Below are 21,804 nucleotides of genomic sequence, written 5' to 3' on the forward strand. Positions count from 1 at the left end.
GATCGAAAGGATCGCCCTATGCATCACCGCTCCCTCCTCGCCGCGGCAGTCGCGGCGAGCGCCGTGCTCAGCCTCGCCGCCTGCGGCGCGCGCCCCGCGGACACCTCGACCGACCTCATCGAGGTGACCAACTGCGGTGTGCACCAGCAGTACCGGTCACCGACCGCGGCCGTCCCCTACGACGTGGCGGCGATCGAGAAGATGTTCGCCCTGGGCCTGACCGACCGGATCAAGGGCATCGTGCTCCCGAAGACGGTGCACGGCGTGATCGCGAAGTCCCCGTACCGCGATGAGTACGCCAAGGTTCCGATCCTCAGCGACGGCGTCCTCACTCAGGAACCGCTCGTCGCCGCCAAGGCCGACTGGGTCTTCGCCGGCTGGCAGGCGGGCTTCAGCCCGGCCCGTGGAGTGACGCCGGAATCGTTGGGAAAGCTGCACATCGACAGCTACATGCAGGAGGAGACCTGCTACAACTACGGCGATAAGCCGACCGCGGGCGAAGCGAACCCGTTGGCCGACACGTACACCGACTTCGCGAACCTCGGGACGATCTTCCGGGTCCAGGACCGCGCGGCGAAGCTGGTCGGCGACCTGCGCGCCCGCGAGCGCGTGCTCCGGGAGCGCGCCGACCGCAAGGCGGTGAAACCGTCGGTGTTCATCTACGACTCCGGGACGGCGGAGCCGTACACCGCGGGCCGTCGAGCCGCGGCCGATCAGGTGATCTCCCTGGCCGGTGGTCGCTCGGTGACCCACGATGTGGACGGACGGTGGACCTCGGTCGGCTGGGAGTCGGTCGTGCAGGCCCAGCCCGAGGTGATCGTGATCGTCGACTACGACAAGCAGCCCGCGCAGCAGAAGATCGACTACCTCCGGCAGTCGTCGCCGATCAAGGACTCGCCTGCGGTGCGCGAGAACCGCATCCGCGTGGTGGACTACGCCGAGATGATCGCGGGAGCCCGTAACCTCGACGCCGCGGCGGCGCTCGCGGACTACCTGGAGCAGAGCGGAGCCGCCCGATGACCGCGCCCGCCCCGGCTCCCGCATCCGTCGCCGACGTCGTCGAGCTCGCCCGCGAGGCCGCCGACGGTGCGGTGGCCCGCAGTGTCTTCTTCGTCGCGCACGGCACCCGCCTCGCGGGCAGCGACCAGCGCTACCGCAACCGCTACGTCCTGATCCGCGTCGGGGATTCGTTCGGCGCCTGCGCCTTCGAGGAGAGGGAGCTGGACCCGGATATCGCGGACCTGTCCGGCGAGCCCCTCACGACCCTCCTCGAACACCCCGCGCAGCCGCTCCGGATCGCCGCCGCCGACGCCGCATTGGGCGCAGCTGCGCCCCACCGCGACGACCCGCGCGCGGTACTGCGGACACTGCCCACCGGTACCCCCGATGTCCGCGCGGTGGCCCGGGACGCGGCCGTCGCGGAACTGCTGGACTTCGCGCCCGGCGCGCGGGTCGCGCTGATCGGCGTGGTGAACCCACTGGTGGCCGCGATCCGGGAGCGCGGTGGAGAGCCCCTGCTCGCGGACCGGAACCTGGAGCGCACGCACTGGGACGACCCCGTCGCGGGTGATCACCGTGCGGTCCTGGCCGAGGCCGACGCGGTGCTCGCGACCGGAATGAGCCTGGGCAACGGCAGTTTCGACGAGATCCTCACCGTCTGCAGGGAGCGCGACGTGCCGCTGGCGGTGTACGCACAGAGCGGCGCCGCCGTCGCCCGCGCCTTCCTCGGCGCCGGCCTCACCGCCCTCTCGGCCGAGCACTTCCCGTTCTCGCAGTTCTCCGCGGACGCCTCGCCGATGTACCTGTACCGGAGTGCCTCATGAGCACGGCCGCGGACCGCCCGGTACCCGACCGGATACTCGTGCGCGCGATCTGGCCGATGCTCGTCGCCGCCGCGCTGGGGCTGGTGCCGTTCACCGTGATGGCGAACTTCCTCGTCGCGATCGCCGCGGACGCGCACGCGGGCGTGGACCTGATCGGTGGTCTGCGCGGCCTCGGCGGGGTGGCGGCGCTGCTGGTCGGCGTCGCGGCCGCGCCGCTGCTCGACCGGCTCTCGCGGTCGGCGGTGGCGGCATCGGCCCTGCTCGTCTTCGCCGTGGGCTGTGGCCTTGCGCTGCAGGGCAGTACCGGTGCGTGGATCGTCTTCTGCCTCCTGATCGGGGCGGGCACGGCGGTCCTCAATCCCGCGCTCTCGGCGATGGCCGCCGACCGGTTCGACACACCCGCGGCGTCCGCGCGGGCGGCGACACTGATCTCGTCGACCATGACGCTCACCGCCGTCCTCGCCGCGCCGGTGCTGGCCGCCCCCGCGGTGCTGTGGGGATGGCGCGCGGACATGGCAGCCACCGCGGTCGTCCTGGTCCTGGTCGCGGTCCTGGTCGCGCGGAGGCGGGACACCAGCGGCGGGGACACGCGGCTGAGCTACCTCGAGGCCTTCCGCACCGTGCGGTCGATCCCCGGTGCGCTGGACGTCCTGGCGATCTCGTTGCTCCGCACGCTGGCATTCATGGGCTCGCTGGCCTACATCGCGGCCGCTTTCGCCGAGCGGTTCGGTATCGGGACGGGCTGGTTCTCCCTGGTCTGGGCGACATCGGGGCTCGCCTTCTTCCTCGGGAACTTCGTGGGCGGCAGGGTGATGCAGGACCAGGGCACGGACCGGCTGCTCCGTACGACGGGGATCGCGATCGTGGTCGCCGCGGCCGCGATGATCGCGCTGTACACCGTCCCGTACATCGCGGTGGCGTGGCCGTTGGTGGCGGTCGTCTCGGCCGCGCACGCCGTCATCGCCGCTGCGGTGACGACCACGCTCGTGCGCGGGGCCGGGGCGGTGCGCGGCACCGTCCTCTCGCTCAACGGCGCCGCGCAGAGCGTCGGGGTCTTCGCGGGCGCGACGGTCGGTGGAGCCGCACTCGCGACCGGCGGGTGGACCGGGGTGGGGCTCGCCCTCGGCGGCGCGACAGCGCTCGCCGCTGTCTTCGCCCTGCGGGCGCGGACCCGGCTGCGGACCGAGGAGCCGGTCACATGAGCGCGCGCCGCCCCGGAGCCCCCGGCGTGGGTGTGGGGCGCTGTACCGGCCATCACGGAGAACTGCTCCAGGGGCGCTTCCGCTGTCCCGTCTTCGACGAATGCCCAGGGCTGGTGACGGTGCCGATCGGTTCCGTGGGTTCCGTCGCGGTCTTCGTGCCCGACTCCACCGGCCAGGTGCGGGTCGGGTCCGGCTCCCGTGCACGGGATCTGGAGAAGGCGCGCCGCGCCGCCGAGGCGACGGTCGCCCATCTGTGTGCGCACGGTGCGCCCCGGTTCACCGGCGGTGAACTTCGCGTGACCCGGACCGCGGCGGTCGGACTCGGTCTCGGCTCCTCCACCGCGGACGTCCTCGCCGCCGTCCGCGCGGTCGCGGACTCCGGCGGCGTGGAGCTCGACACGGACACCGTCGCGCGCCTGGCGATCGGTGCCGAGGGAGCGTCCGATCCGCTCTGGTCGGACCAGCCGATCCTGTTCGCGCACAGGCACGGTCACGTCATCGAGACGCTCGGACCTCGGCTCCCGCGGATGCTCCTCGTGCGCTGCGTGCTGGGCGGCCCCGTCGACACGCTGTCCCTGGCGCACACGGGCGCCGGGCACGTGGCGGAGTACGAGGAGCTGCGGGCGCTGCTGCGCCGCGCGGTGACCGCGGGGGACGCCGCGGCCGTGGCCGCGGTCGCCACGCGCAGTGCGCAACTCAACCAGAGTCGGCACTACAAGCGCGATCTCGACGGACTCATCGCGGCGGCCGAGGGCGCCGGTGCGCTCGGCGTCCAGGTGGCGCACTCCGGCAACGTGGCGGGTCTGCTGTTCGCGGACACCCGGGCCACGGACGAGGTGCGGCGCGCCGCGCACCGGGTGCGAGCCGCCGGATTCCAGGTGGCAGCCGAGCCCATGCCGATCGGAGGAGCCGCATGAAGAGCTACGGTCATATCGCCGAGGCGCTGAGCCGGCCCGCCCTCATCCGGGCCGCCGAGACGCGATACCTCCTGCGGTTCGAGTCGATGAAGGTCGCCTCGGCCCGGGCCGCGCTGCGGCTCGCACTGGACGCGGGACGAATCCGGCCCGGAGGCACCGTCATCGACTCCTCGTCCGGCATCTACGCCTACGGTCTGGCGCTCGCCTGCCACGAGGCCGGCGTGCGCTGCCGCATCGTCGGATCCACCACGATCGACGAGTGCCTGCGGCTGCAACTGCTCGCTCTCGGTGTCGATCTGGAGCAGATGCCGCCGTCGGAGTCGCTGAGGCTCGACCAGGACCGCCGCGTCCGCCGGATCATCGAGCTGCTCGCCGAGGACCCGTCGTTGCACTGGATGCGGCAGTACCACGACCCGGTGCACTACCTGGGCTATCGGGACATCGCGCGGAGCGCTGCCGCGGTGCTCGCGGCCGACGGTGTGGCGTCGCTGCGGTTGGTCGCGCCGGTGGGATCCGGCGTCTCGAGCGGGGCGCTGCGGCTGGGCTTCGAGGAGGCCGGTCTCCGGGTGCACCTCGTCGGAGTGCAGCCCTTCGGCAGCGTCACCTTCGGCGCCGAGCACGTGGAGGACCCCGCCATGCTCATCGCGGGCATCGGCTCGTCGATCCCGTTCGAGAACGTCCGGCACCGGCTCTACGACGTCATCCACTGGGTGTCCTACGAGGTCGCCCGGCGCGGGGCCCACCGCCTGCTCGCCGATCACGCGGTGTTCGCGGGGCTCTCCTCGGGCGCGGGGCACGCCGTGGCGGAGTACGAGCAGAGGTGCGCCGAGCCGGTCGACGCCACCGTCCAGGTGCTTCCGGACACCGGGCAACGCTACGTGCGCGCGCTGGCGGAAGCTCCGCCCGCCGACGACGGGCCGGTGCGGCCTCGGCTGGTCGACGATCCGTCCGGCATCGCGCTGCCCTGGTCGCGGATGGCCTGGGCCCGGCGGCCCGGCACGTCCGACTGAGTGCTCCGACGGAGGCCGGCGCCGCTAATCCCGGCTGCCGGTCTCCATCTGGTCGGGCTCGATGGTCCGGTCCCGCAGGCGCTGCTCCTGGTAGGCCACGCGACCCACGCGGTGCGCGACCGCCGGCGCGGTGATCATCGTGAACAGGCCCACGAGAACCAGCATCCACACGTCGACGGAGTCGGTCATCCGCACGATCGCGCCCGCCAACAGCAGGAGCAGTCCCAGGGTCTGCGGCTTGGTGGCCGCATGCATGCGGGTCAGCGTGTCCGGGAAGCGGATGATGCCGATCGCGGCGGTCACGGCGAAGGCCGCGCCGGTCAGGAACAGGATCGACGAGACGATGTCGATGATCATCGGAGGCCTCCGTTCCGCGGCGCGATGTCCGGCGTCTCGTCGGGCGGCGCCGGGGCGGTCCCGGCATCGTCGGGCACCCGGAACCGCACCACCGAGAGCGAGCCGACGAAGCCGATGAGCGACAGCGCCACGATCCCGGGGATGACCGACGAGTTGCGGCTGTACGCCGCCCACACGGCCAGGCCGCCGACGGCGATGGCGACCAGCGCGTCCACGGCGACGACCCGGTCCAGCGTGTTCGGGCCGCGGAGCAGCCGGTAGGTGGTGAGGAAGGCGGCGGCCACGAGGACCGTGCCGGTGATCACGAAGACGATGGTCATGCCTTCTCCTCGTCCTCGGTCCGGCGTGCCTTGCGGTAGGCGATCTCGGGCGCGGCCATCCGCCGGGCGTCGCCCGCGAGGCTCCGTGCCGCCGGGGTGGCGTGGTGGTACTCGTCGTCGTCGATGCCGTGCAGGGGACTCGCGTGCCACTCGTTATCGCGCTCGAAGGCGTCGATGAACAGCCGCTCGAGACGCGCTGTGCTGCGGTAGAACTGGCGCACCGCCTTCTCGCTGCTCACGTCGACCACGTGCACGTAGAGGAGGCGCCGCTTGGTATCGATCTCCAGCACCATCGTGCCCGGGATCAGGTTCATCATGTCGACCAGCAGCGTGAGCACCAGATCGGACTTGATCGAGACCTTCGCCCGCAGGACCGCGCTGAGCGGCATCGCGCCGGGCCGGATCGCCAGCCACGCCACGTCGATCGACGACCGGAACATCTCGACCACGAAGACGGCGCCCAGTTTGAGCAGCGCCCCGAGGTGCACGCGTCCCTCGACGGGCACCGGGGGCAGCGGAAGCAGGAACAGGATCGCGAGCCCGACGAGCAGGCCGCCGGCGATGTTGCCCCAGGTGACGCCGCCCCACAGCATCACCCACACTGCGTCGAGCCAGAGCAGCTGTCCCACCTTGACGAGGACGGCGCGGCCGTCGCGCAGGTCGGGCAGGACGCGCGTCACGAGTCGCCTAGCCATGCGTGCCTCCCTCCCGGTTCTGCGGTTCGACGGTGCCGGGCGCCGTCGAGTGCGCCTGCCACCCGCCGTGACCGTCGGGCGATTTCAGCCTGGCGACGCCCTCCGGGCCGAGCACGGCCTCGACGTAGTCCGCGCGGCCGATCAACTGCTCCGCGGCGCGGTCGGTCACGGTGAACATCGGCCCCGCCAGGAGCGCGAGGATCAGCCCGACGCCGAGCAGCCCCGCGGTCGGGGCGACCATGCTCAGCGGCATCCGGCCAGGGTCCTCGCGGTCGGCGAAGTCGATGACGCCGGCATCGTCGAGCAGGGCCTCCGGATGCGCGACGGCCAGCTGCCCCTCCGGGGCGTCGGACCGGGGGCGCCAGAAGGCCTTCGTCCAGACGCGGACCACCGCGTACAGCGTGAGCAGGCTGGTGATCACGCTGCCCGCGACCAGCACCCACGCCAGCACCGAGCCCTGGCGCACGCCCGCCTCGAGGAGTCCCACCTTGCCGACGAAGCCGGAGAAGGGAGGGATGCCGCCGAGGTTCAGCGCGGGCAGGAAGAACAGGATCGCGAGCACCGGGCTGGCCGCGGCGAGCCCGCCGAGGCGGCGCAGCGAGGCGGCGCCCGCCTGTCGTTCGATGAGACCGACCACGAGGAACAACGTGGTCTGCACGAGGATGTGGTGCACCACGTAGTAGATGGTCGAGCTCAGGCCCAGCGGCGTCGAGAGCGCGATGCCGAAGATCATGTAGCCGATGTGGCTGACCAGCGTGAACGAGAGCAGACGCTTGATATCGGTCTGCGCGATCGCACCGAGGATGCCCACGATCATGGTCAGCAGGCCGGCGATCATGAGCACGTCGTCGAGGGAGCCGCCCGGGAAGAGCAGCGTGTGCGCGCGGATGATCGCGTAGACGCCGACCTTCGTGAGCAGGCCCGCGAAGACGGCGGTGACCGGGGCCGGGGCCGTCGGATAGGAGTCCGGCAGCCAGGTCGACAGCGGGAAGATCGCCGCCTTGATCCCGAAGGCCACCAGCAGGACCGCGAACAGCGTCGCCCGGGTGCCCGACGGCAGGTCCTGCAGCCTGATCGCCATGTCCGCGAGGTTGAGCGTGCCCGTGGCGAAGTAGGCGTACGCGATGCCCAGCAGGAAGATCACCGACGAGACCATCGAGACCATCACGTACGAGACGCCGGCCCGGATCCGGTCGGCGCTGCCGCCCACCGTCAGGAGGACGAAGCTCGCGGCGAGCAGCATCTCGAAGGAGACGAACAGGTTGAACAGGTCGCCCGCGAGGAAGGCGTTGCACACGCCCGCCGCGAGGATCAGATAGGTCGGGTAGAAGATCGAGACGGGCTGGTGCTCGTCACCGTCGCGAATACCCTGCCCGACCGAGTAGACGAGCACGCCCAGCAGCACGATCGCCGAGACCAGCACCATGAGCGCCGCGAGCTGATCGGCGACGAGGGTGATGCCGAGCGGGCTGCCCTTGTCGTCCCGGTCGCCCCAGCCGCCCACGTGCAGCGCGACGGTGCCGTGCCGGTCGGTGTAGTAGAGCATCAGCGCGGAGACCGCGACGATCGCCGTGAGCGAGAGCAGCGAGATCAGGCGCTGCAGCCGGGGGTGCCGGCCCATCACCATCGTGATCGCGGCCGCGACGATCGGCAGCACCGTCGGCAGCGGGATGAGGGCGAGCATCAACGATTCGGTCATCGCCGGTCCCCCTTCTCCGCGGCCGGGGGCAGCTGCTTCTCTCGCGGCACGCTGGGCAGCGGGAGCGCCCCGGTGTCCACGACGTCGACGCGGGCCTGCGCGAGCTGCTCGGGGGTGAGGGGCTCGCCGTCGGGGCCGAAGGCGTCGCCGAGGGCCGACGGTGCGCCCGTGATCGGATCGTCCGAGGCGTCGTAGTCGGGATCGTTCGCGGCGATGTCGACGTCGCGCTCGAGGACCTTCGTGTCCTCGGGGTCGTCGTCGACCTCGTCGTCGGTGTTGATGGTGAAGGACCGGTAGGCGAGCGCGAGGATGAACGCCGCCATGCCCATCGTGATGACGATGGCGGTGAGGATCATCGCCTGCGCGAGCGGATCCGCCTCGGTGAGCCGGCCGTCGGAGAAGTAGCCGACGATCGGCGGATTGCCCGGCGGGGAGGACAGCGCGAGGATCAGCAGGTTCACCGCGTTACCGGCCAGGATGATGCCCATGAGCATCCGGGTCAGACTGCGGTCGAGCAGCAGGTACACCCCGGTGGCCACCATGACGGCGATCGCGGTGAAGAGACCGATGTCGACGATCATCGTGCACCACCCCCGGTCTGGACGGGGATCGGTGAGGTCATGTCGGCGGGGGATCCCTCCAGGTCGAGTCGGGCACCGAGGCTGCGCAGGACGTCGAGGACGAGGCCCACGACGATGAGGTAGACGCCGGCGTCGAAGATCAGGGCCGTGACCACCTTGACATCGCCGAAGACCGGCAGGACGAACTCGAAGGCGACCGACGACATGGCCGGCGCGCCCAGCAGCAGGGAGACGATGCTGCCGCCCGCCGCGAGGATCAGGCCGGTGCCGAGGATGCGGCCCGCGTCGAGCGGCAGCGCCTCGCCGATCTCGTACCGGCCGCCCGCGAGGTAGCGCAGCACGAGGGCCAGGCCCGCGGTCAGGCCGCCGGCGAAGCCACCGCCCGGTGCGTTGTGGCCGGCGAAGAAGAAGTACACCGAGACCACCATGATCGTGGGGAAGGCCAGGCGCGAGGTGATCTCCAGGACCAGCGAACGGTGCCGCGGATCGCGGAGCGCGCTGCCCCGCAGCCAGGTGGTGCCCGGCGCGGCCGCCGCCGCGGCCGCCGCGGCGGCGCTGACCCGGGGCGCCGCCCCGAACCGGCGATTGCGGAAGACCAGCGAGGCGACGCCGGTCGCGGCGACGAGCAGCACGGAGATCTCGCCGAAGGTGTCCCAGGCGCGGATGTCCACCAGGATCACGTTCACCGTGTTGTGCCCGTAGCCGAACTTGTAGGCCTGTTCGGGCAGCCGGTCCGCGACGGGCGCGGTCACCCGCGCCGCGCGCGTGGCGATGGCCACCACGACCACCATCGCCGCGACCGCCACCCCGAGCAGGGCCCGAGCCGTGCGGGAGAGGCGATTGCCGGTGATCGGGGCCTCCGCGGGCAGCTTGCGCAGCACCAGAACGAAGATCACCAGGGTCAGCGTCTCCACCAGGAACTGCGTCAGCGCCAGGTCCGGCGCGCCGTAGACCGCGAAGATCACACCCGTGCCGTAGCCGGTCACGCCGACGACGAGCACCGTCGCCAACCGGTTCCGCAGCACGACGGCCGTGACGGCGGCGGCGCACATCAGCGCCGAGATCGCCAGGAACAGCGGCGAGACCTCGACCTGCAGGTCGGGTCGCGCGCGAGTCCCGAAGGCCAGTACCAGGACCGGCAACAGCACCAGCGTGAGCAGGATCGTGCCCTGGGTGAGCGGCAGCGAACCGCGCTGCGTGCTCTGCGTCATGCGCAGCGAGAGCACGTCGGCGCCGCGCAGCGTGGCGTCGTAGAGCCGGTCCGCGTTGCCGAGCAGCACGCTGTTCCGGCGGCGGAGCCGGGCGAACGGGCTGTGCGGCTGCGCGATGACGACGCCCGTCGCGATGATCAGCGCCGTCAGCAGCAGCGGCAGGGTGAAGCCGTGCCACAGGGCGAGGTGATACGGCTCCTCCGCGGGCGGGAAGGCCTGATCCGGGTACTCCGCCAGGACGGGGTCGAGCCACGGCGAGAGGGCACCGTCGATGAGGCTGAGCGCGGCGAGCAGTGCGGGGCCGGCCAGGAACAGCGGGCTGATCGCGTGCATGTTCTCGACGGCGCTCGTCGGCTTGGACTGGCCCTTTCGGCCGAACGCGCCCCAGAGGAAACGAATGCTGTAGGCCACCGTCAGCGCGGAACCCGCGGACAGGCCGACTAGCAGGACCACCGGGATCGGCGACGGCAGCGAGGCGTGCAGCATCGTCTCGAGGCCCGCCTCCTTGCCGACGAAGCCGTACAGCGGCGGGATACCGGCCATCGAGGCGGCCGCGAGCGCGGCGATGACGGCCAGGACCTTCTGCCGGTTGCCGAGGAGCGCCAGGCGCCGGATGTCGCGCGTGCCGGTGGCGTGGTCGATGATGCCGACCACCATGAACAGCGTCGCCTTGAACAGGGCGTGCGCGGTGAGCATCGTCATGCCCGCGAGGGCCACGTTCCGTTCGCCCGTGCCCACGAGCACCATGAGCATGCCGAGCTGGCTGACGGTGCCGAAGGCGAGGATCAGCTTGAGGTCGAACTCGCGCAGCGCGCGCCAGCCGGCCAGGATCATCGTCAGGATGCCCAGGCCCAGCACGATGACCCGCCACGAGGTGAGCTGCGCGAAGGCGGGCGCGAGCAGCGCGACCAGGAAGACTCCTGCCTTCACCATGGCCGCGGCGTGCAGGTAGCCGGAGACCGGCGTGGGCGCGGCCATGGCGCCGGGGAGCCAGAAGTGGAAGGGCACGATCGCGGACTTGCTGATCGCGCCGACCAGGATGAGCACGACGCCGACCTCGACACCGATCGAGATGGTCGACGGGTCGGCGACGGCGCGGGCGATGACCTCCGAGAACAGGTAGCTGCCGTAGTGCTCGCCGAGCTCGATGATGCCCACCAGCATCGCGAGGCCGCCGAGTGTGGTCACCAGCAGTGCCTGCGTCGCGGCGCGGCGGCTGGTGGCGCGTTCGGCGTAGTAGCCGACGAGCAGGAAGCTCAGCACCGAGGTGAGCTCCCAGAAGACGTACATCGCCAGCATGTTGTCGCTGACCACGAGGCCGAACATGACGGCCATGAAGGCGACCAGCTCGGCCGCGAAGGTGGGTAGCTTGCGGGTGTTGGTGACGCCGGTGAAGTAACCGGCGCAGTAGACCAGGATCACGGCGCCGATGCCGAGCACGAGGACAGACATGATCGCGGCGAGCGGCGTCAATCGCAGGTCGAGGTTCATGTTCAGGGCCGGAACCCACTGCAGGGACTCGGTGCGGTCGGCTTCGCCGCTCACCGGCCAGACGGAGACGACCCACGCGAGGGCGGCCGCGGGCACGACGGCGAGTCCGAGGAATCCGCGCGCGCCGAACCGGCCGACCACCAGGGGGGCGGCTAAGGTCGCCAATGACAAACAGACAAGGATGACTAGCAAGGGCACTCCGTCCTTCATGAGCGGGGTGTCGTTTCTTTGACAGATTCTACCGGTAGGGGTGTCGCAAGCTGCATGGACCAGTCGACGGATCGTCCGACCACTTCACGGCGCGTCGTCCGGGGCGTGTCGGCCCTCCTCGCGGCGGGCGCGCTCGTCCTCGGTGCCGCCGGCTGCGGTGACGACACCAAGGACGCTCCCGCCACGGCGGTCACCCTGCCCGCGGCGTTCCCCAAGAACGAGGTGCCGATCGTCGACGGCAATCTCATCGATGCGGGGGAGCGCTCGCAGGGCGGCGTCACCGTCTTCAACGTGACGGTGCAGGCCGGGGACGGCGGCTACGAGAAGGCCAAGCGCAAGCTCACCGACGCCGGCTACCTCGCTCTCGGGGCCGGCGTGGGCGGTCCGGAGAACGCCTCCCAGTCCGCCCAGTTCTCGGGCAAGGGCTACGTCGTCACCGTGAGCTCGGTCCAGGCCGCCGCCGTCCCCAACGCGGTGTTCTACTCCGTGAGCAAGGTGTAGCCGGGGCGCTCGCCGAATCCGCGCCCCGGTGCCGGAACGTGCCTACGTCGCCCGGCGATCCGCGTAGGCCTGCAGGTCCGCGACCTGGACGGGGTCGAGCGACGGGCGCACCGCGAGCCTGGCCGCTTCGACGTCGGCGGCGGTCACGGTGGCCGCATCCAGGTCGCGCCGCATCGCCGTGAGCGCGGCCTCCCGCAGCAGTGCGGTGCAGTCCGCGGCGGAGTAGCCGTCCAACTGCTCGGCGAGCGCCGCGAGGTCCACGTCGTCGGCCAGCGGGATCGACCGCGAGCTGGTCCTGAGGATCTCCGCCCGGGCTTCGGCGTCCGGCGGCGGCACGAAGATCAGCCGCTCCAGCCGCCCGGGTCGCAGCAGCGCGGGATCGACCAGGTCGGGACGGTTCGTCGCGCCGAGGACCACGACGTCGCGTAGCGGCTCGGCACCGTCGAGCTCGGTGAGCAGCGCGGCGACCACCTTGTCGCCGACCCCGGAATCGCTCGACTGTCCGCGCCGCGGGGCCAGCGCGTCGACCTCGTCGAGGAAGATCAGCGACGGTGCGCTGCCCCGGGCCCGGGCGAACAGGTCGCGGACGGCCTTCTCCGACTCGCCGACCCACTTGTTCATCAGCTCCGCGCCCTTGACCGCGTGCACCGACAGCTGCCCCGACGCGGCGAGTGCGCGGACCACGAAGGTCTTGCCGCAGCCGGGTGGGCCGTAGAGCAGCACGCCGCGGGGCGGCTCGACGCCGAGGCGGGCGAAGGTGTCCGGGTGGCGCAGCGGCCACAGCACCGTCTCGGTGAGGGCCTGCTTGGTCTCCACCATGTCGCCGACGTCGTCGAGGGTGATCGACCCGACCGAGACCTCCTCCGTCGCCGATCGGGAGACCGGCCGGATCACGCCGAGCGCCCCGAGCAGGTCGGGCTGCGTGATGGCGATTCGCTCGTCGGTGCCGACCACCCGCGCCGCCGCGCGCAGCGCTCCCTCCCGGCACAGCGCCGCGAGGTCCGCCGCCACGAAACCGGGTGCGCGCAGGGCGACCTCGTGCAGGTCCAGGTCCGACGTCGGCGCCTCCCGCAGCAGCAGGTCCAGGAGTTGTTCCCGCTGCTTCGCGTCCGGCAGGTCGACGGTGACCGTCCGCTCCGCCAGATCCGGCTCGCGCAGCCGCGAATCCAGCTCGCCCGGCGCGGACGTGGTGGCGAGCAGCGCGACCCGTGGCGTCGCCACGACGCGGCGCAGCTCGTCCAGGATCATCGTCGACACGGGTTCGCGGGTCGCCGGCAGCAGCGCCTCGACGTCCCGGATCAGCAGCGCCGACCCGGAGTCGCCGACCGCGGCGATCGCGCGCGCCGCGGCGTCCCGCACCCGCGCCAGCCGCGCCTGCGGCTCCAGCGCGCCGGTGAGGGCACCGTCGAGCTCGACGAGGGGACGCGGCGCCACGACGGCCCGCGCGACGGTGGCCTTGCCGCCGCCCGTGGGCCCGGTGATGAGCACCCCGAGCCGGGCGGGCGCGCCGAGTTTCGCCAGCAGCTCGGGCTCGTCGAGGGCCAGGGACAGCCACTCCGTGAGGCGGCGCACCGCGCTGTCCGCGCCCACCAGGTCGGCGACGGGTCGCACGGGCGGCGCCTCGGTGTCCGGCACCTCCGCGGTGACGGTCAGGACCTCGGCCGGGGGCGTGGCGGCGACGCCCTCGTCGTCGGCCCAGAGCACGGCCGAGTTCGGCTGTACCGACACCGGCCCCGGCGAGGGGTCCACGCCGACCACCGTGAGCAGCTCGTTCGTCCAGGTGATCCCCACGAGCCGCGACAGTTGCTGCACGGCGTCGGCGGTCGACGTGCCGGGCCCCAGGTCGCGCGGCAGCAGTGAGACGCTGTCGCCCGGCATCACCACCTTCCCCAGCAGCGCCTGCCGCAACGCGGCACCGTCGAGCGCCGACCGGGTCAGCGCGCTGCCGCGCAGCAGCACCCGCTTGGCGCCGTAGACGGTGGCGGGGGAGATCACGACGGTCGCGTCCTCGCGGAGGCCGCAGTTGGCGATCGTCAGCTCGTCCAGCAGCGCGATGCCCGGGGCGCTGCCCGACGGTGCCGCGGCGACGACCGCGGCGGTGCGGCGCGCGCCGAGCAGTTCGATCCCGTCCCACTCGCGCAGGCCGAGCGCCGCGAGCGCCTCGGGGTGGATCCGGACGATGCCCCGTCGTGCCTCGAGGGCCGAGGTCTGCAGGCGGATGGTGAGCGAGAGGGTCGACACGTCACCCACCCTAGTTGCGGAGGAGGTCCGTCAGTCCTCGCCGGTGGGACGGCGCAGGCCCAGGCGGGCGGAGGACCGTCGGCTCCCGCGCCCGACGAGCGCGGCCCGGCGGTTGGGCCGCACGGGGCGACGCTGCTCGCGCCGCATCGCGCGACGTTCCGCCGGCTTGCGATCCCAGGCCTCGGGCCGCGCGGTGACCCAGCGCTTGGACCGCCACGCGAACGGGATGTGCAGGAGGTAGACGGCGATCACCACGAGCAGCGCGATGTACGGGTAGGTGAGGATCAGCGCGGCGAGGCCGGCCACCAGGACGAGCACGCCGGCGGCCTTGGCGGGCTGCACCGTCATCGACTTGAAGCTCGAGGTGGGGATCCGCGAGACCGTCAGGGCCGCGACGAGCAGCGTCCAGACCGCGACCGTGGGGGTACTGACCCACCAGCCCTCGCCCCACTCCTGCCGCGCGGCGAGCGGCGCCAGCACCAGGAGCGCGCCGGCCGGCGCGGGCACCCCGACGAAGAAGTCCTTGGTATAGGCGGGCGCCGTCGGGTCGGCGGCGAGGGTGTTGAACCGTGCGAGTCGTAGGACCATCGCCACGACGTACAGCAGCGCGACGATCCACCCGGCGGGCGAGCCCGGGAAGCACACGAAGTAGAGGATGAACGCGGGCGTGACACCGAAGTTGATCGCGTCGGCGAGGGAGTCCAACTCGGCGCCGATTTTGGTCGAGGCGCCCAACAGGCGCGCCACGCGGCCGTCCAGCCCGTCGAGGATCGCGGCGATGACGACCAGCATGAGCGCCAGGTCGACCTTCCCGACCGCCGCGAAGCGGACGCCCGTCAGCCCCGCGCACAGCGCGGCCACCGTCAGCACGGACGGCAGGATCATGATGCCGACGGGGCGGGGCTGCCCGGTAGCGGAGCCGGTCACGGCAGGCGCGCGATCACGGTCTCGGCCGCCACCGCACGCTGGCCGCTGTGGACGGTCAGCTCGGTACCGGCGGGGAAGTAGGTGTCGACGCGGGAGCCGAACCGGATGATGCCGTAGGTCTCGCCCAGCTCGAGGGTGTCGCCGGGCGCGCAGTCGGTGCGGATGCGGCGCGCCACCAGGCCCGCAATCTGGACGACGCCGACGGGTCCGTGCTCGGTGGCGAGGCGCACCGTGGTGCGCTCGTTCCGGTCGCTGGCCTCGGGGAGGTCGGCGGAGAGGAAGGCGCCGTCGGTGTGCACCACGGAGTCGACGGTGCCGGACAGCGGCGCACGCTGCACGTGCGCGTCGAAGACCGAGAGGAAGATCGAGACGCGGGGCAGCGGGCGGTCGCCCAGGCCCAGCTCACGCGGGGGGACGTGCTCGTCGACGAGGGTCACCTCGCCGTCGGCGGGGGCCACGGCGATGCCCGTCCCCGTCGGCGGGACGCGCGGCGGGTGCCGGAAGAAGCCGGCGCACGCGGCCGCCGTGAGCAGGGCGGGAACCCGGACCCACTTCCTCCGGTAACCGACCGCCGCCACCCCGAGGGAGCCCGCGATGAACGGGGTGCCCGCGGGGTGCAGCGGCGGGACGGTGTGCCGGATCAGTTCGGCGATGTGCTCGATTCCGGTGGAGTGCTCGGTCAGATGCCCGTCGACCGGCGTGCGAGGTCGGCGCGCCACCTGACGTCCTCTCTGTTCGCTGTCATGTCGGGTGACATCATCGCACCCGACGGTGCGATCACTTGCGTCCGGTGACCAGCTTCACCAATCCGATCAGGACGCACGCGCCGACCAGCGCGGTGATGAAGGTCAGGATCCAGCCGAAGGCGCCGGTCTGGACGTCGAAGAGGCGCAGGACGTAGCCGCCGAGCCAGCCCCCGACGATGCCGGCCAGCACGTTCTTGACGATGCCCATGTCCTTGTCGGTGCCCATGATCTTGCTGGCGATCCAACCGGCGAGGCCACCGATGATGATCCAGGCGAACCAGCCGGCGCTGAAGTTCTTCGACGCGAGCATGACGGTGTCTGCGTACTGCGTGATCATGTGTGCCTCCTAGAGGGTGCCGTTCAGGTCGATCACGTCCACCGCCGCACCTTCGGCCAGTTTTTCGACCTCCGGCGGGACGTCCAGCAGACAGTTCGCCTGTGACAACCATCGTAAGTAGTGCGAACCCGGCCCGCCGAGGACCGAGACCGAATCGGTACCGTCGTCCAATGTCGTGACGTATCCGCGCAGGTACTGGCGCTTTCCCGGGATCGAGTCCAGCGCCCCGGCGAGCCGTGCGCGCCGCCGCGGACGGTCCGGCAGGCCCATGGCCGCGCGCAGCGCGGGGCGGAGGAAGACCTCGAACGAGACCAGCGCGCTCACCGGGTTGCCGGGGAAGGTCACGAACGGGACCCGGGCACCGTCGTCGAAGCCGACGGTGCCGCAGCCCTGCGGCATGCCGGGCTGCATGGCGACCTTGACGAAGCCGACGCCGCGGGACGCCAGCGCGTCCTTGACCACCTCGTACGCGCCGGCGCTGACGCCGCCGGTGGTGACGACGAGGTCGACGCCACCGGCCGCGACCCGCTCGGCGAGGCGCGCGAGGAGCGTCTCGGGCCGGTCCTCGACGAACCGCAGAACCTCGGCGGTCGCGCCGGCCTCGCGGATCGCGCTCGCGAGCATCGGCGCGTTCGACTCGTAGATCTGCCCGGGCCGCAGCGGCGTCCCCGGGGGGACCAGCTCGGACCCGGTGGACAGCACCGCCACGTGGAGCGGCGCGGTCACGCGGACCGTCGGGTGGCCGAGCGCCGCCAGGAGCCCGACGGCGGCGGGCCCGATCCGCTCGCCGCCGCGCAGTGCCACCTCGCCCGCCTCAATATCGCTGCCCGCGGCGCGGAAGAACCGGCCGGGCTCGGGCGCCTCGTCGATCCGCACCCGCTCGAGGCCGCCGTCGGTCCGCTCGACGGGGACGATGGCGTCGGCACCGTCGGGCACCGGGGCGCCGGTCATGATCCGGCACGCGGCCCCGAGTGGGAGCGGCGGCAGGTCGGTCCGGCCGGCGGGGACGTCGAAGGCGACGGGGAGCACGGCCCCCGCGGCGGCCTCGGCGGCGCGGACCGCGTAGCCGTCCATCGCGGAGTTGGTGAACGGCGGCAGCGCGAGCGGCGCGACGACATCGCGCGCGAGGGTGAGCCCGAGGGCCTCCTCGGGCGGCAGGTCGACGACCCGTCGTCGCGGGACCAGCGCGGCGACCGCGGCCCGGTGCTCGTCGACGGACCTCATGACCGTGCGGCCAGGCGGGTGAGCAGCAACGCCTCGGCGAGCGCGGTGCGCCGCAGTTCCTCAGGGTCGACCGACTCGTTCGGCGCGTGGATCCGGCACTGCGGCTCCTCGACGCCGAGCAGCGCGATCTCCGCGTGCGGGGCCGCCCTGCGCAGCTGCGTGCACAGCGGGATCGAGCCGCCCTGGCCGCTGAGGGCGACCTCGGCACCGTCGTACGCCTCGACCAGGGCGTCCTGAAGGACCCCGTAGGCGGGGCCGGTGGTCTCGGCGGCGAAGGGCTCGCCGACGGATTCGACCGCGGCGTCCACGTGCGCGCCCCACGGCGCGTGATTCCGCAGGTGCGCGACGAGGAGCTCGCCCGCCCGATGCGGGTCGGTGCCGGGCGGGACCCGCAGGTTCAGCAGAGCGGTGGCGCGGGGCTGGATCGCCGCGGCGGCGGTGGCCGTCGCGGGCGCGTCGAGGCCGATGACGGTGACCGCCGGCCGGGCCCACAGCTGATCGGCGATGGTCCCGGAGCCGAGGATCGTGGCACCGTCGTGGATCGCGGCGTCGGCGGCGAACTGCGCCGGATCGTAGGGCGCGCCGGACCAGACGCCGGAGCTGTCCAGCCCGTCGATCGTGGTGTCGCCGGCGTGGTCGCGCAGGGTCGCGAGCAGCGCGATGAGGGCGGCGAGCGCGTCGGGGGCGGCGCCGCCGAAGGCGCCGGAGTGGAGGTCGGACGTGCCCGTGCTGAGCGCGACGCGCACGCTCGCCACGCCGCGCAGGGAGGTGGTCAGCGTCGGCCGGCCGACGGCGACGTTGCCGGTGTCGCCGATGACGATGAGGTCCGCCTGCGCCAGCTCGGGTCGCTGCGCTACCAGGTCCTCGAGGCCGGCGCCGCCGCCCTCCTCGGATCCTTCGATCAGGATCCGCACGCCCACCGGGAAGGTCCCGTCGGCGGCGCGGACGGCCCGCAGCGCGGTCAGGTGGGCGACGAGGTTGCCCTTGCAGTCGGCGGCCCCGCGGCCGTACCAGCGCTCCGCACCGTCCGGCCCGGGCCGGACGGTCAGCGTGAACGGGTCCGAGTCCCAGGCCTCCCGCGGGCCGGGGGGCTGCACGTCGTGGTGGCTGTAGAGGAGCACCGTCGGAGCACCGGGCGGCGCGGGCGTGTGCCCGACGATCGCGATCGACCCGTCGACGGTGGTGACCTGTTCGACGCCGTCGACCCCCGCGTCGGCGAACGCCCGCGCGACCCACTGCGCCGAGGCCGCGTTCGGCCCGAGCCCGAACTCGGGCGAGCCGTGCACGGAGGGATGCGCGACCAGCTCCGCCAGGTCCGACTTCGCCTTGTCCATCAGGTTCTCGACGGTGTCCCGCAGGCTGCGCTCGGTCATCGGTCAACCCTAGCGCGACGTAAGTGCGCCGCAGGCCCGCCGTGGTTCACTTGTGTGAACCTGGAGGAGGAACCATGTTGCGCAAGTCGCTGGGAGTGGTGGCGACCGTGCTCGTACTCGCGGGCTGTTCGACGACGGTGCCGGGCTCGCCGCAGGCGGACCCGTCGGGCGTGCCGCGCCCGGATACGGGCTCGTACGCGACGGCGCCGCGCACCATCGGCCCGATGACGGAGAAGACGCGGGCCGCGGCGGAGGGCTTCCGGATGATGGCGATCATGCCGCTCGCCCCGGACATCGACCCGGCGATCCGCTACGGCCAGTCGCCGCACGTCGGCCAAATGGATTCCATCCTCAAGCTCCTGTACGGCGACAGCGTGGCAACGGCGCTCGCGGGCCACGAAGTGGGGGCGACCACCTCGGCCACGTCGAAGGTGCCCGGCTCCGACTCGACCGCGCCCAGCGTCGAGCTGCTCACGGGCCTGTTCCGGTTCAAGGACGAGGCGGGCGCCCGTGCGGCGGTGGCCAACCCGAAGCTGCTCGCGCCCGACGCGCCGCTCTACGGCGAGGCGTCCGCGCCGAAGACCCCGGTCGCCGTCCCCGGGTACGCGGATGCGAAGGCGTACACGAAGACCACCGGAACCACGAAGGTCACGGTCGGCCTGGTCGTGAGCGGCCGCTTCGTCATCGCCGTGTGGACGAGCGGGTCGGCCGACCTGATCAAGAAGTACGCCGACCAGCAGATCCCGGCCCTGAAGGACTTCGCCCCCACGCCGGTGGACAAGTTCTCCACCCTCACCCGCGACCATGACGATCTGCTGCGGTACACCCTCGCCGAGCAGTCCCCCACGGTCTTCGAGGCCACCCTGCCTGCGCGGGTCATCGCAGCCTTCTCGACGGATGTGACCGCCGCGGTGAAGGAGTTCGCCGACGGCGGCGTCGACTACGTCGCCAATGCAGGCAACACGGTCTACCGCGCCAAGGACGAGGCGGGGGCGAAGCTGCTCGCGGACCGGGCTCTGACCGACACGAAGAGCCTGCGCAAGGACGCCACCGAGGGGACGGTCCGCGGGGTCCCGGGCGGCCGCTGCCTGAAGTACGCGCAGTACACGGGGGCGAAGGACTTCAGGACCTACTGCGTGGTCCCCGTCGGCCGCTACCTCGCCGAGGTCACCGACGTGCAGGAGGCGAGGGCGCAGCAGGCCCTCGGCGCCTCGTACCTGATCCTGCAGCAGGCGAAATGAGATCCCGCGTCGCCGCCCTGGTCGTCTCGGCGGTCCTGCTCGCCTCCTGCTCGACGACGGTGGCCGGCACCCCCGTCGCCGACCCGTCCGGCGTGCCGAAGCCCGACATAGGCTCGTACGCCGACGCACCGCGCACACTCGGGGCGGTGACCCAGTCGTTCGGCCTGGAATTGGAGGGACTGCGGCTCGCGTCGACCATCCCGCTCATCTACGAGGTCGATCCCGCGATGCAGTACCGGGGCAAGCTGACCGCGGGCTCGCTGCAGCCCGCCGCCGGTGTCTCCGCCCTCGACGACGTCTCCATCAAGAGCGTCTTCGGCGATGTCGCACAGGCTCAGTTCGGCAGGACCGCCGAACTGGGCACCATGGCCGGCGCGAACGACGTCAGGCCCGGGTCCACGGCCTCCGGTCGGCCCGTCCGAGGGGTGACGGTGGCGGTGGTCCGCATGCCGTCACCCGAGGCCGCCGCGCGCGGTGTCTCGCCGGCGCTGTTGGCGGACGGCACGGACTACGCGGGAAAGCCGACTCCGAAGAAGGTGGCGACCTCCATTCCCGACTTCGCCTCCGCCGTCGCGTACACGACGGATTACGGCGGTACCACCGGCGCGTCGACCATCGCCTTCCTTGCCCACAAGCAGTACGTGATCGGCGTGTACGGAGGTTTCAGTGTGGAGCAGATCCGCACTTTCTTCGAGAAGCAGACGAAGAACCTCGACGGGTTCGCTCCCACTCCGCTCGACAGGGTGACGAGCCTGGCTCGGGACGAGTCGGGCGTGGCCAGGCTGACGCTGGCCCCCGCCCGCGGCGACGGCGGCTACTCGATCCCGGCCCGAGTCGCCGTCGTCGAGCAGTCCGATGTCGCCCGGTCGGTGAAGACCTTCGCCGACGCGGGCGTGGACGTGATCGGCCGAGGCGCGAACGCGGTGTATCGGGCCCGCGACGAGCAGGGCGCGAAGCACGTGCTCGACGAGTTCTCCAAGGAGACCCGCGAGTCGTACACCGGGGTGGTGGAGGAGCAGGTCACGGGCGCTCCGGCAGCCAGGTGCTTCACGTATCCGAGCTACGCCGGCTCGGATACCAAGGTCACGTCCTGTTTCGTGCAGGTCGGCCGATACCTGGCCGAGGTCGGCTCGACCCAGCGGATTCAGGCGTTCCAGGCGATCGGTGCCTCGTACCTCATCCTGCAGGGGCAGAAGTAGCGGCTACACCGCCTCGGCCTCGGTCTTGATGTGCGAGAGCGTCTGCTTCATGCCGACCAGCAGGCCGCGCTCGAAGTCCTCGTTGCCGCCGAGAAGGGCCGCGACCAGGGCGCTGCTCACCGCGGTGGTCTTGCCGCCGGCCGCCTCGCGCCGCTCGACGACGGTGGTCTTGTCCCCGTCCGGGACCAGTGTGAAGCTCCAGACGGTGTGGTTCTCGGCCACGCGGAAGGCGACGCGCTCGTTCGGCGTGAACTCGGTGACCTGCGTGTTGGTCGGCCAGACCTTCCAACCCTGCCGGTTGATGTTCAGCATGCGGGTGCCGACCTTGATCGGCCCGCCGAAGACGAAGACCTTCTTGCACTGCGGGCTGCGACGGCCCATCGCCTCGAGGTCGGACACGACGGCCCAGACCTTCTCCACGGGTGCGTCGATCACGACGCTCGATTCCAGAACGGGGGTTGCCATGACCGGATCCTACCCGCGGGTAGGAACGGCCGGA

Annotated in this window: 21 protein-coding genes; 8 read left to right on the forward strand and 13 right to left on the reverse strand. The window is 72.0% G+C overall.

Annotation, left to right across the window (positions count from 1 at the left end):
* Positions 1 to 18: 18 nt before the first annotated feature.
* The 5 genes from AC21LY_RS03945 to AC21LY_RS03965 are packed head-to-tail and all read left to right on the forward strand — an operon-like array spanning position 19 to position 4,952.
* Positions 19 to 1,020, forward strand: coding sequence for an ABC transporter substrate-binding protein (locus tag AC21LY_RS03945; protein WP_489045017.1), 1,002 nt, complete (start codon positions 19 to 21; stop codon positions 1,018 to 1,020).
* A complete protein-coding gene (locus tag AC21LY_RS03950) occupies positions 1,017 to 1,823 on the forward strand; it encodes a Rossmann-like domain-containing protein (RefSeq protein ID WP_489045018.1) in 807 nt (268 codons plus the stop codon). Before AC21LY_RS03945 ends, AC21LY_RS03950 begins: the two co-directional genes overlap by 4 nt.
* Positions 1,820 to 3,025, forward strand: coding sequence for an MFS transporter (locus AC21LY_RS03955; protein WP_489045019.1), 1,206 nt, complete (start codon positions 1,820 to 1,822; stop codon positions 3,023 to 3,025). Before AC21LY_RS03950 ends, AC21LY_RS03955 begins: the two co-directional genes overlap by 4 nt.
* Positions 3,022 to 3,942, forward strand: coding sequence for a GHMP family kinase ATP-binding protein (locus AC21LY_RS03960; RefSeq protein WP_489045020.1), 921 nt, complete (start codon positions 3,022 to 3,024; stop codon positions 3,940 to 3,942). The genes AC21LY_RS03955 and AC21LY_RS03960 overlap by 4 nt, the downstream gene beginning before the upstream one ends.
* On the forward strand, positions 3,939 to 4,952 hold the full coding sequence (locus AC21LY_RS03965; protein WP_489045021.1) for a pyridoxal-phosphate dependent enzyme: 1,014 nt from the start codon (positions 3,939 to 3,941) through the stop codon (positions 4,950 to 4,952). Before AC21LY_RS03960 ends, AC21LY_RS03965 begins: the two co-directional genes overlap by 4 nt.
* A 24-nt stretch (positions 4,953 to 4,976) precedes the next feature.
* Here the strand turns inward: AC21LY_RS03965 and mnhG are convergent, their stop codons facing one another.
* Genes mnhG through AC21LY_RS03995 form a run of 6 tightly spaced genes read right to left on the reverse strand, consistent with a single transcriptional unit; the run spans position 4,977 to position 11,498 of the window.
* Positions 4,977 to 5,309, reverse strand: a complete 333-nt coding sequence (mnhG, locus tag AC21LY_RS03970; protein ID WP_489045022.1) for a monovalent cation/H(+) antiporter subunit G — start codon at positions 5,307 to 5,309, stop codon at positions 4,977 to 4,979.
* Positions 5,306 to 5,629: a monovalent cation/H+ antiporter complex subunit F gene (locus AC21LY_RS03975; protein WP_489045023.1), complete on the reverse strand. Its 324-nt coding sequence runs from the start codon at positions 5,627 to 5,629 to the stop codon at positions 5,306 to 5,308. The genes mnhG and AC21LY_RS03975 overlap by 4 nt, the downstream gene beginning before the upstream one ends.
* Complete coding sequence (locus tag AC21LY_RS03980) at positions 5,626 to 6,324, reverse strand: Na+/H+ antiporter subunit E (protein WP_489045024.1); 699 nt, start codon at positions 6,322 to 6,324, stop codon at positions 5,626 to 5,628. Before AC21LY_RS03980 ends, AC21LY_RS03975 begins: the two co-directional genes overlap by 4 nt.
* The gene (locus AC21LY_RS03985) at positions 6,317 to 8,008 is read right to left on the reverse strand and encodes a Na+/H+ antiporter subunit D (RefSeq protein WP_489045420.1); all 1,692 of its coding nucleotides are present in this window, start codon (positions 8,006 to 8,008) and stop codon (positions 6,317 to 6,319) included. Before AC21LY_RS03985 ends, AC21LY_RS03980 begins: the two co-directional genes overlap by 8 nt.
* An 11-nt stretch (positions 8,009 to 8,019) precedes the next feature.
* Entirely contained in the window at positions 8,020 to 8,604 is a 585-nt protein-coding gene (locus tag AC21LY_RS03990; protein ID WP_489045025.1) for a Na(+)/H(+) antiporter subunit C, read from the reverse strand.
* Entirely contained in the window at positions 8,601 to 11,498 is a 2,898-nt protein-coding gene (locus AC21LY_RS03995) for a Na+/H+ antiporter subunit A (protein WP_489045026.1), read from the reverse strand. Before AC21LY_RS03995 ends, AC21LY_RS03990 begins: the two co-directional genes overlap by 4 nt.
* A 123-nt stretch (positions 11,499 to 11,621) precedes the next feature.
* Here AC21LY_RS03995 and AC21LY_RS04000 point away from each other — a divergent pair, with 123 nt between their 5' ends.
* Positions 11,622 to 12,017 carry a hypothetical protein gene (locus AC21LY_RS04000; protein WP_489045027.1) on the forward strand — a complete coding sequence of 132 codons (396 nt, stop codon included), beginning with the start codon at positions 11,622 to 11,624 and terminating at the stop codon, positions 12,015 to 12,017.
* A gap of 42 nt (positions 12,018 to 12,059) precedes the next feature.
* Here the strand turns inward: AC21LY_RS04000 and AC21LY_RS04005 are convergent, their stop codons facing one another.
* Genes AC21LY_RS04005 through AC21LY_RS04030 form a run of 6 tightly spaced genes read right to left on the reverse strand, consistent with a single transcriptional unit; the run spans position 12,060 to position 18,865 of the window.
* Entirely contained in the window at positions 12,060 to 14,258 is a 2,199-nt protein-coding gene (locus tag AC21LY_RS04005) for an AAA family ATPase (protein WP_489045028.1), read from the reverse strand.
* Between the two features lie 30 nt (positions 14,259 to 14,288).
* Complete coding sequence (locus AC21LY_RS04010) at positions 14,289 to 15,143, reverse strand: CDP-alcohol phosphatidyltransferase family protein (RefSeq protein WP_489045421.1); 855 nt, start codon at positions 15,141 to 15,143, stop codon at positions 14,289 to 14,291.
* A 38-nt stretch (positions 15,144 to 15,181) separates the two neighbouring features.
* Positions 15,182 to 15,904: a phosphatidylserine decarboxylase gene (locus tag AC21LY_RS04015; RefSeq protein ID WP_489045029.1), complete on the reverse strand. Its 723-nt coding sequence runs from the start codon at positions 15,902 to 15,904 to the stop codon at positions 15,182 to 15,184.
* A gap of 58 nt (positions 15,905 to 15,962) precedes the next feature.
* Positions 15,963 to 16,268: a GlsB/YeaQ/YmgE family stress response membrane protein gene (locus AC21LY_RS04020; protein ID WP_489045030.1), complete on the reverse strand. Its 306-nt coding sequence runs from the start codon at positions 16,266 to 16,268 to the stop codon at positions 15,963 to 15,965.
* Positions 16,269 to 16,277: 9 nt separating this feature from the next.
* Positions 16,278 to 17,492, reverse strand: a complete 1,215-nt coding sequence (locus AC21LY_RS04025) for a molybdopterin molybdotransferase MoeA (protein WP_489045031.1) — start codon at positions 17,490 to 17,492, stop codon at positions 16,278 to 16,280.
* Positions 17,489 to 18,865, reverse strand: a complete 1,377-nt coding sequence (locus AC21LY_RS04030) for a M20/M25/M40 family metallo-hydrolase (protein WP_489045032.1) — start codon at positions 18,863 to 18,865, stop codon at positions 17,489 to 17,491. The genes AC21LY_RS04025 and AC21LY_RS04030 overlap by 4 nt, the downstream gene beginning before the upstream one ends.
* 74 nt (positions 18,866 to 18,939) lie before the next feature.
* On the opposite strand from AC21LY_RS04030, the gene AC21LY_RS04035 reads away from it, so the two are divergent.
* Positions 18,940 to 20,106, forward strand: coding sequence for a DUF7373 family lipoprotein (locus AC21LY_RS04035; RefSeq protein WP_489045033.1), 1,167 nt, complete (start codon positions 18,940 to 18,942; stop codon positions 20,104 to 20,106).
* Positions 20,103 to 21,305, forward strand: coding sequence for a DUF7373 family lipoprotein (locus AC21LY_RS04040; protein ID WP_489045034.1), 1,203 nt, complete (start codon positions 20,103 to 20,105; stop codon positions 21,303 to 21,305). Before AC21LY_RS04035 ends, AC21LY_RS04040 begins: the two co-directional genes overlap by 4 nt.
* Positions 21,306 to 21,308: 3 nt before the next feature.
* Here the strand turns inward: AC21LY_RS04040 and AC21LY_RS04045 are convergent, their stop codons facing one another.
* Positions 21,309 to 21,770, reverse strand: coding sequence for an SRPBCC family protein (locus AC21LY_RS04045; protein WP_489045035.1), 462 nt, complete (start codon positions 21,768 to 21,770; stop codon positions 21,309 to 21,311).
* Between the last annotated feature and the right edge of the window lie 34 nt (positions 21,771 to 21,804).

The sequence above is a fragment of the Tsukamurella sp. II2bb genome, from assembly GCF_057815145.1.

Excerpts from the sequence above, each read along its gene's own strand:
- AC21LY_RS03945 (WP_489045017.1), top strand. The coding sequence starts at position 19 with ATGCATCACCGCTCCCTCCTCGCCGCGGCAGTCGCGGCGAGCGCCGTG.
- AC21LY_RS03950 (WP_489045018.1), top strand. The coding sequence starts at position 1,017 with ATGACCGCGCCCGCCCCGGCTCCCGCATCCGTCGCCGACGTCGTCGAG.
- AC21LY_RS03955 (WP_489045019.1), top strand. The coding sequence starts at position 1,820 with ATGAGCACGGCCGCGGACCGCCCGGTACCCGACCGGATACTCGTGCGC.
- AC21LY_RS03960 (WP_489045020.1), top strand. The coding sequence starts at position 3,022 with ATGAGCGCGCGCCGCCCCGGAGCCCCCGGCGTGGGTGTGGGGCGCTGT.
- AC21LY_RS03965 (WP_489045021.1), top strand. The coding sequence starts at position 3,939 with ATGAAGAGCTACGGTCATATCGCCGAGGCGCTGAGCCGGCCCGCCCTC.
- mnhG (WP_489045022.1), bottom strand. The coding sequence starts at position 5,309 with ATGATCATCGACATCGTCTCGTCGATCCTGTTCCTGACCGGCGCGGCC.
- AC21LY_RS03975 (WP_489045023.1), bottom strand. The coding sequence starts at position 5,629 with ATGACCATCGTCTTCGTGATCACCGGCACGGTCCTCGTGGCCGCCGCC.
- AC21LY_RS03980 (WP_489045024.1), bottom strand. The coding sequence starts at position 6,324 with ATGGCTAGGCGACTCGTGACGCGCGTCCTGCCCGACCTGCGCGACGGC.
- AC21LY_RS03985 (WP_489045420.1), bottom strand. The coding sequence starts at position 8,008 with ATGCTCGCCCTCATCCCGCTGCCGACGGTGCTGCCGATCGTCGCGGCC.
- AC21LY_RS03990 (WP_489045025.1), bottom strand. The coding sequence starts at position 8,604 with ATGATCGTCGACATCGGTCTCTTCACCGCGATCGCCGTCATGGTGGCC.
- AC21LY_RS04010 (WP_489045421.1), bottom strand. The coding sequence starts at position 15,143 with ATGATCCTGCCGTCCGTGCTGACGGTGGCCGCGCTGTGCGCGGGGCTG.
- AC21LY_RS04020 (WP_489045030.1), bottom strand. The coding sequence starts at position 16,268 with ATGATCACGCAGTACGCAGACACCGTCATGCTCGCGTCGAAGAACTTC.
- AC21LY_RS04025 (WP_489045031.1), bottom strand. The coding sequence starts at position 17,492 with ATGAGGTCCGTCGACGAGCACCGGGCCGCGGTCGCCGCGCTGGTCCCG.
- AC21LY_RS04030 (WP_489045032.1), bottom strand. The coding sequence starts at position 18,865 with ATGACCGAGCGCAGCCTGCGGGACACCGTCGAGAACCTGATGGACAAG.
- AC21LY_RS04035 (WP_489045033.1), top strand. The coding sequence starts at position 18,940 with ATGTTGCGCAAGTCGCTGGGAGTGGTGGCGACCGTGCTCGTACTCGCG.
- AC21LY_RS04040 (WP_489045034.1), top strand. The coding sequence starts at position 20,103 with ATGAGATCCCGCGTCGCCGCCCTGGTCGTCTCGGCGGTCCTGCTCGCC.
- AC21LY_RS04045 (WP_489045035.1), bottom strand. The coding sequence starts at position 21,770 with ATGGCAACCCCCGTTCTGGAATCGAGCGTCGTGATCGACGCACCCGTG.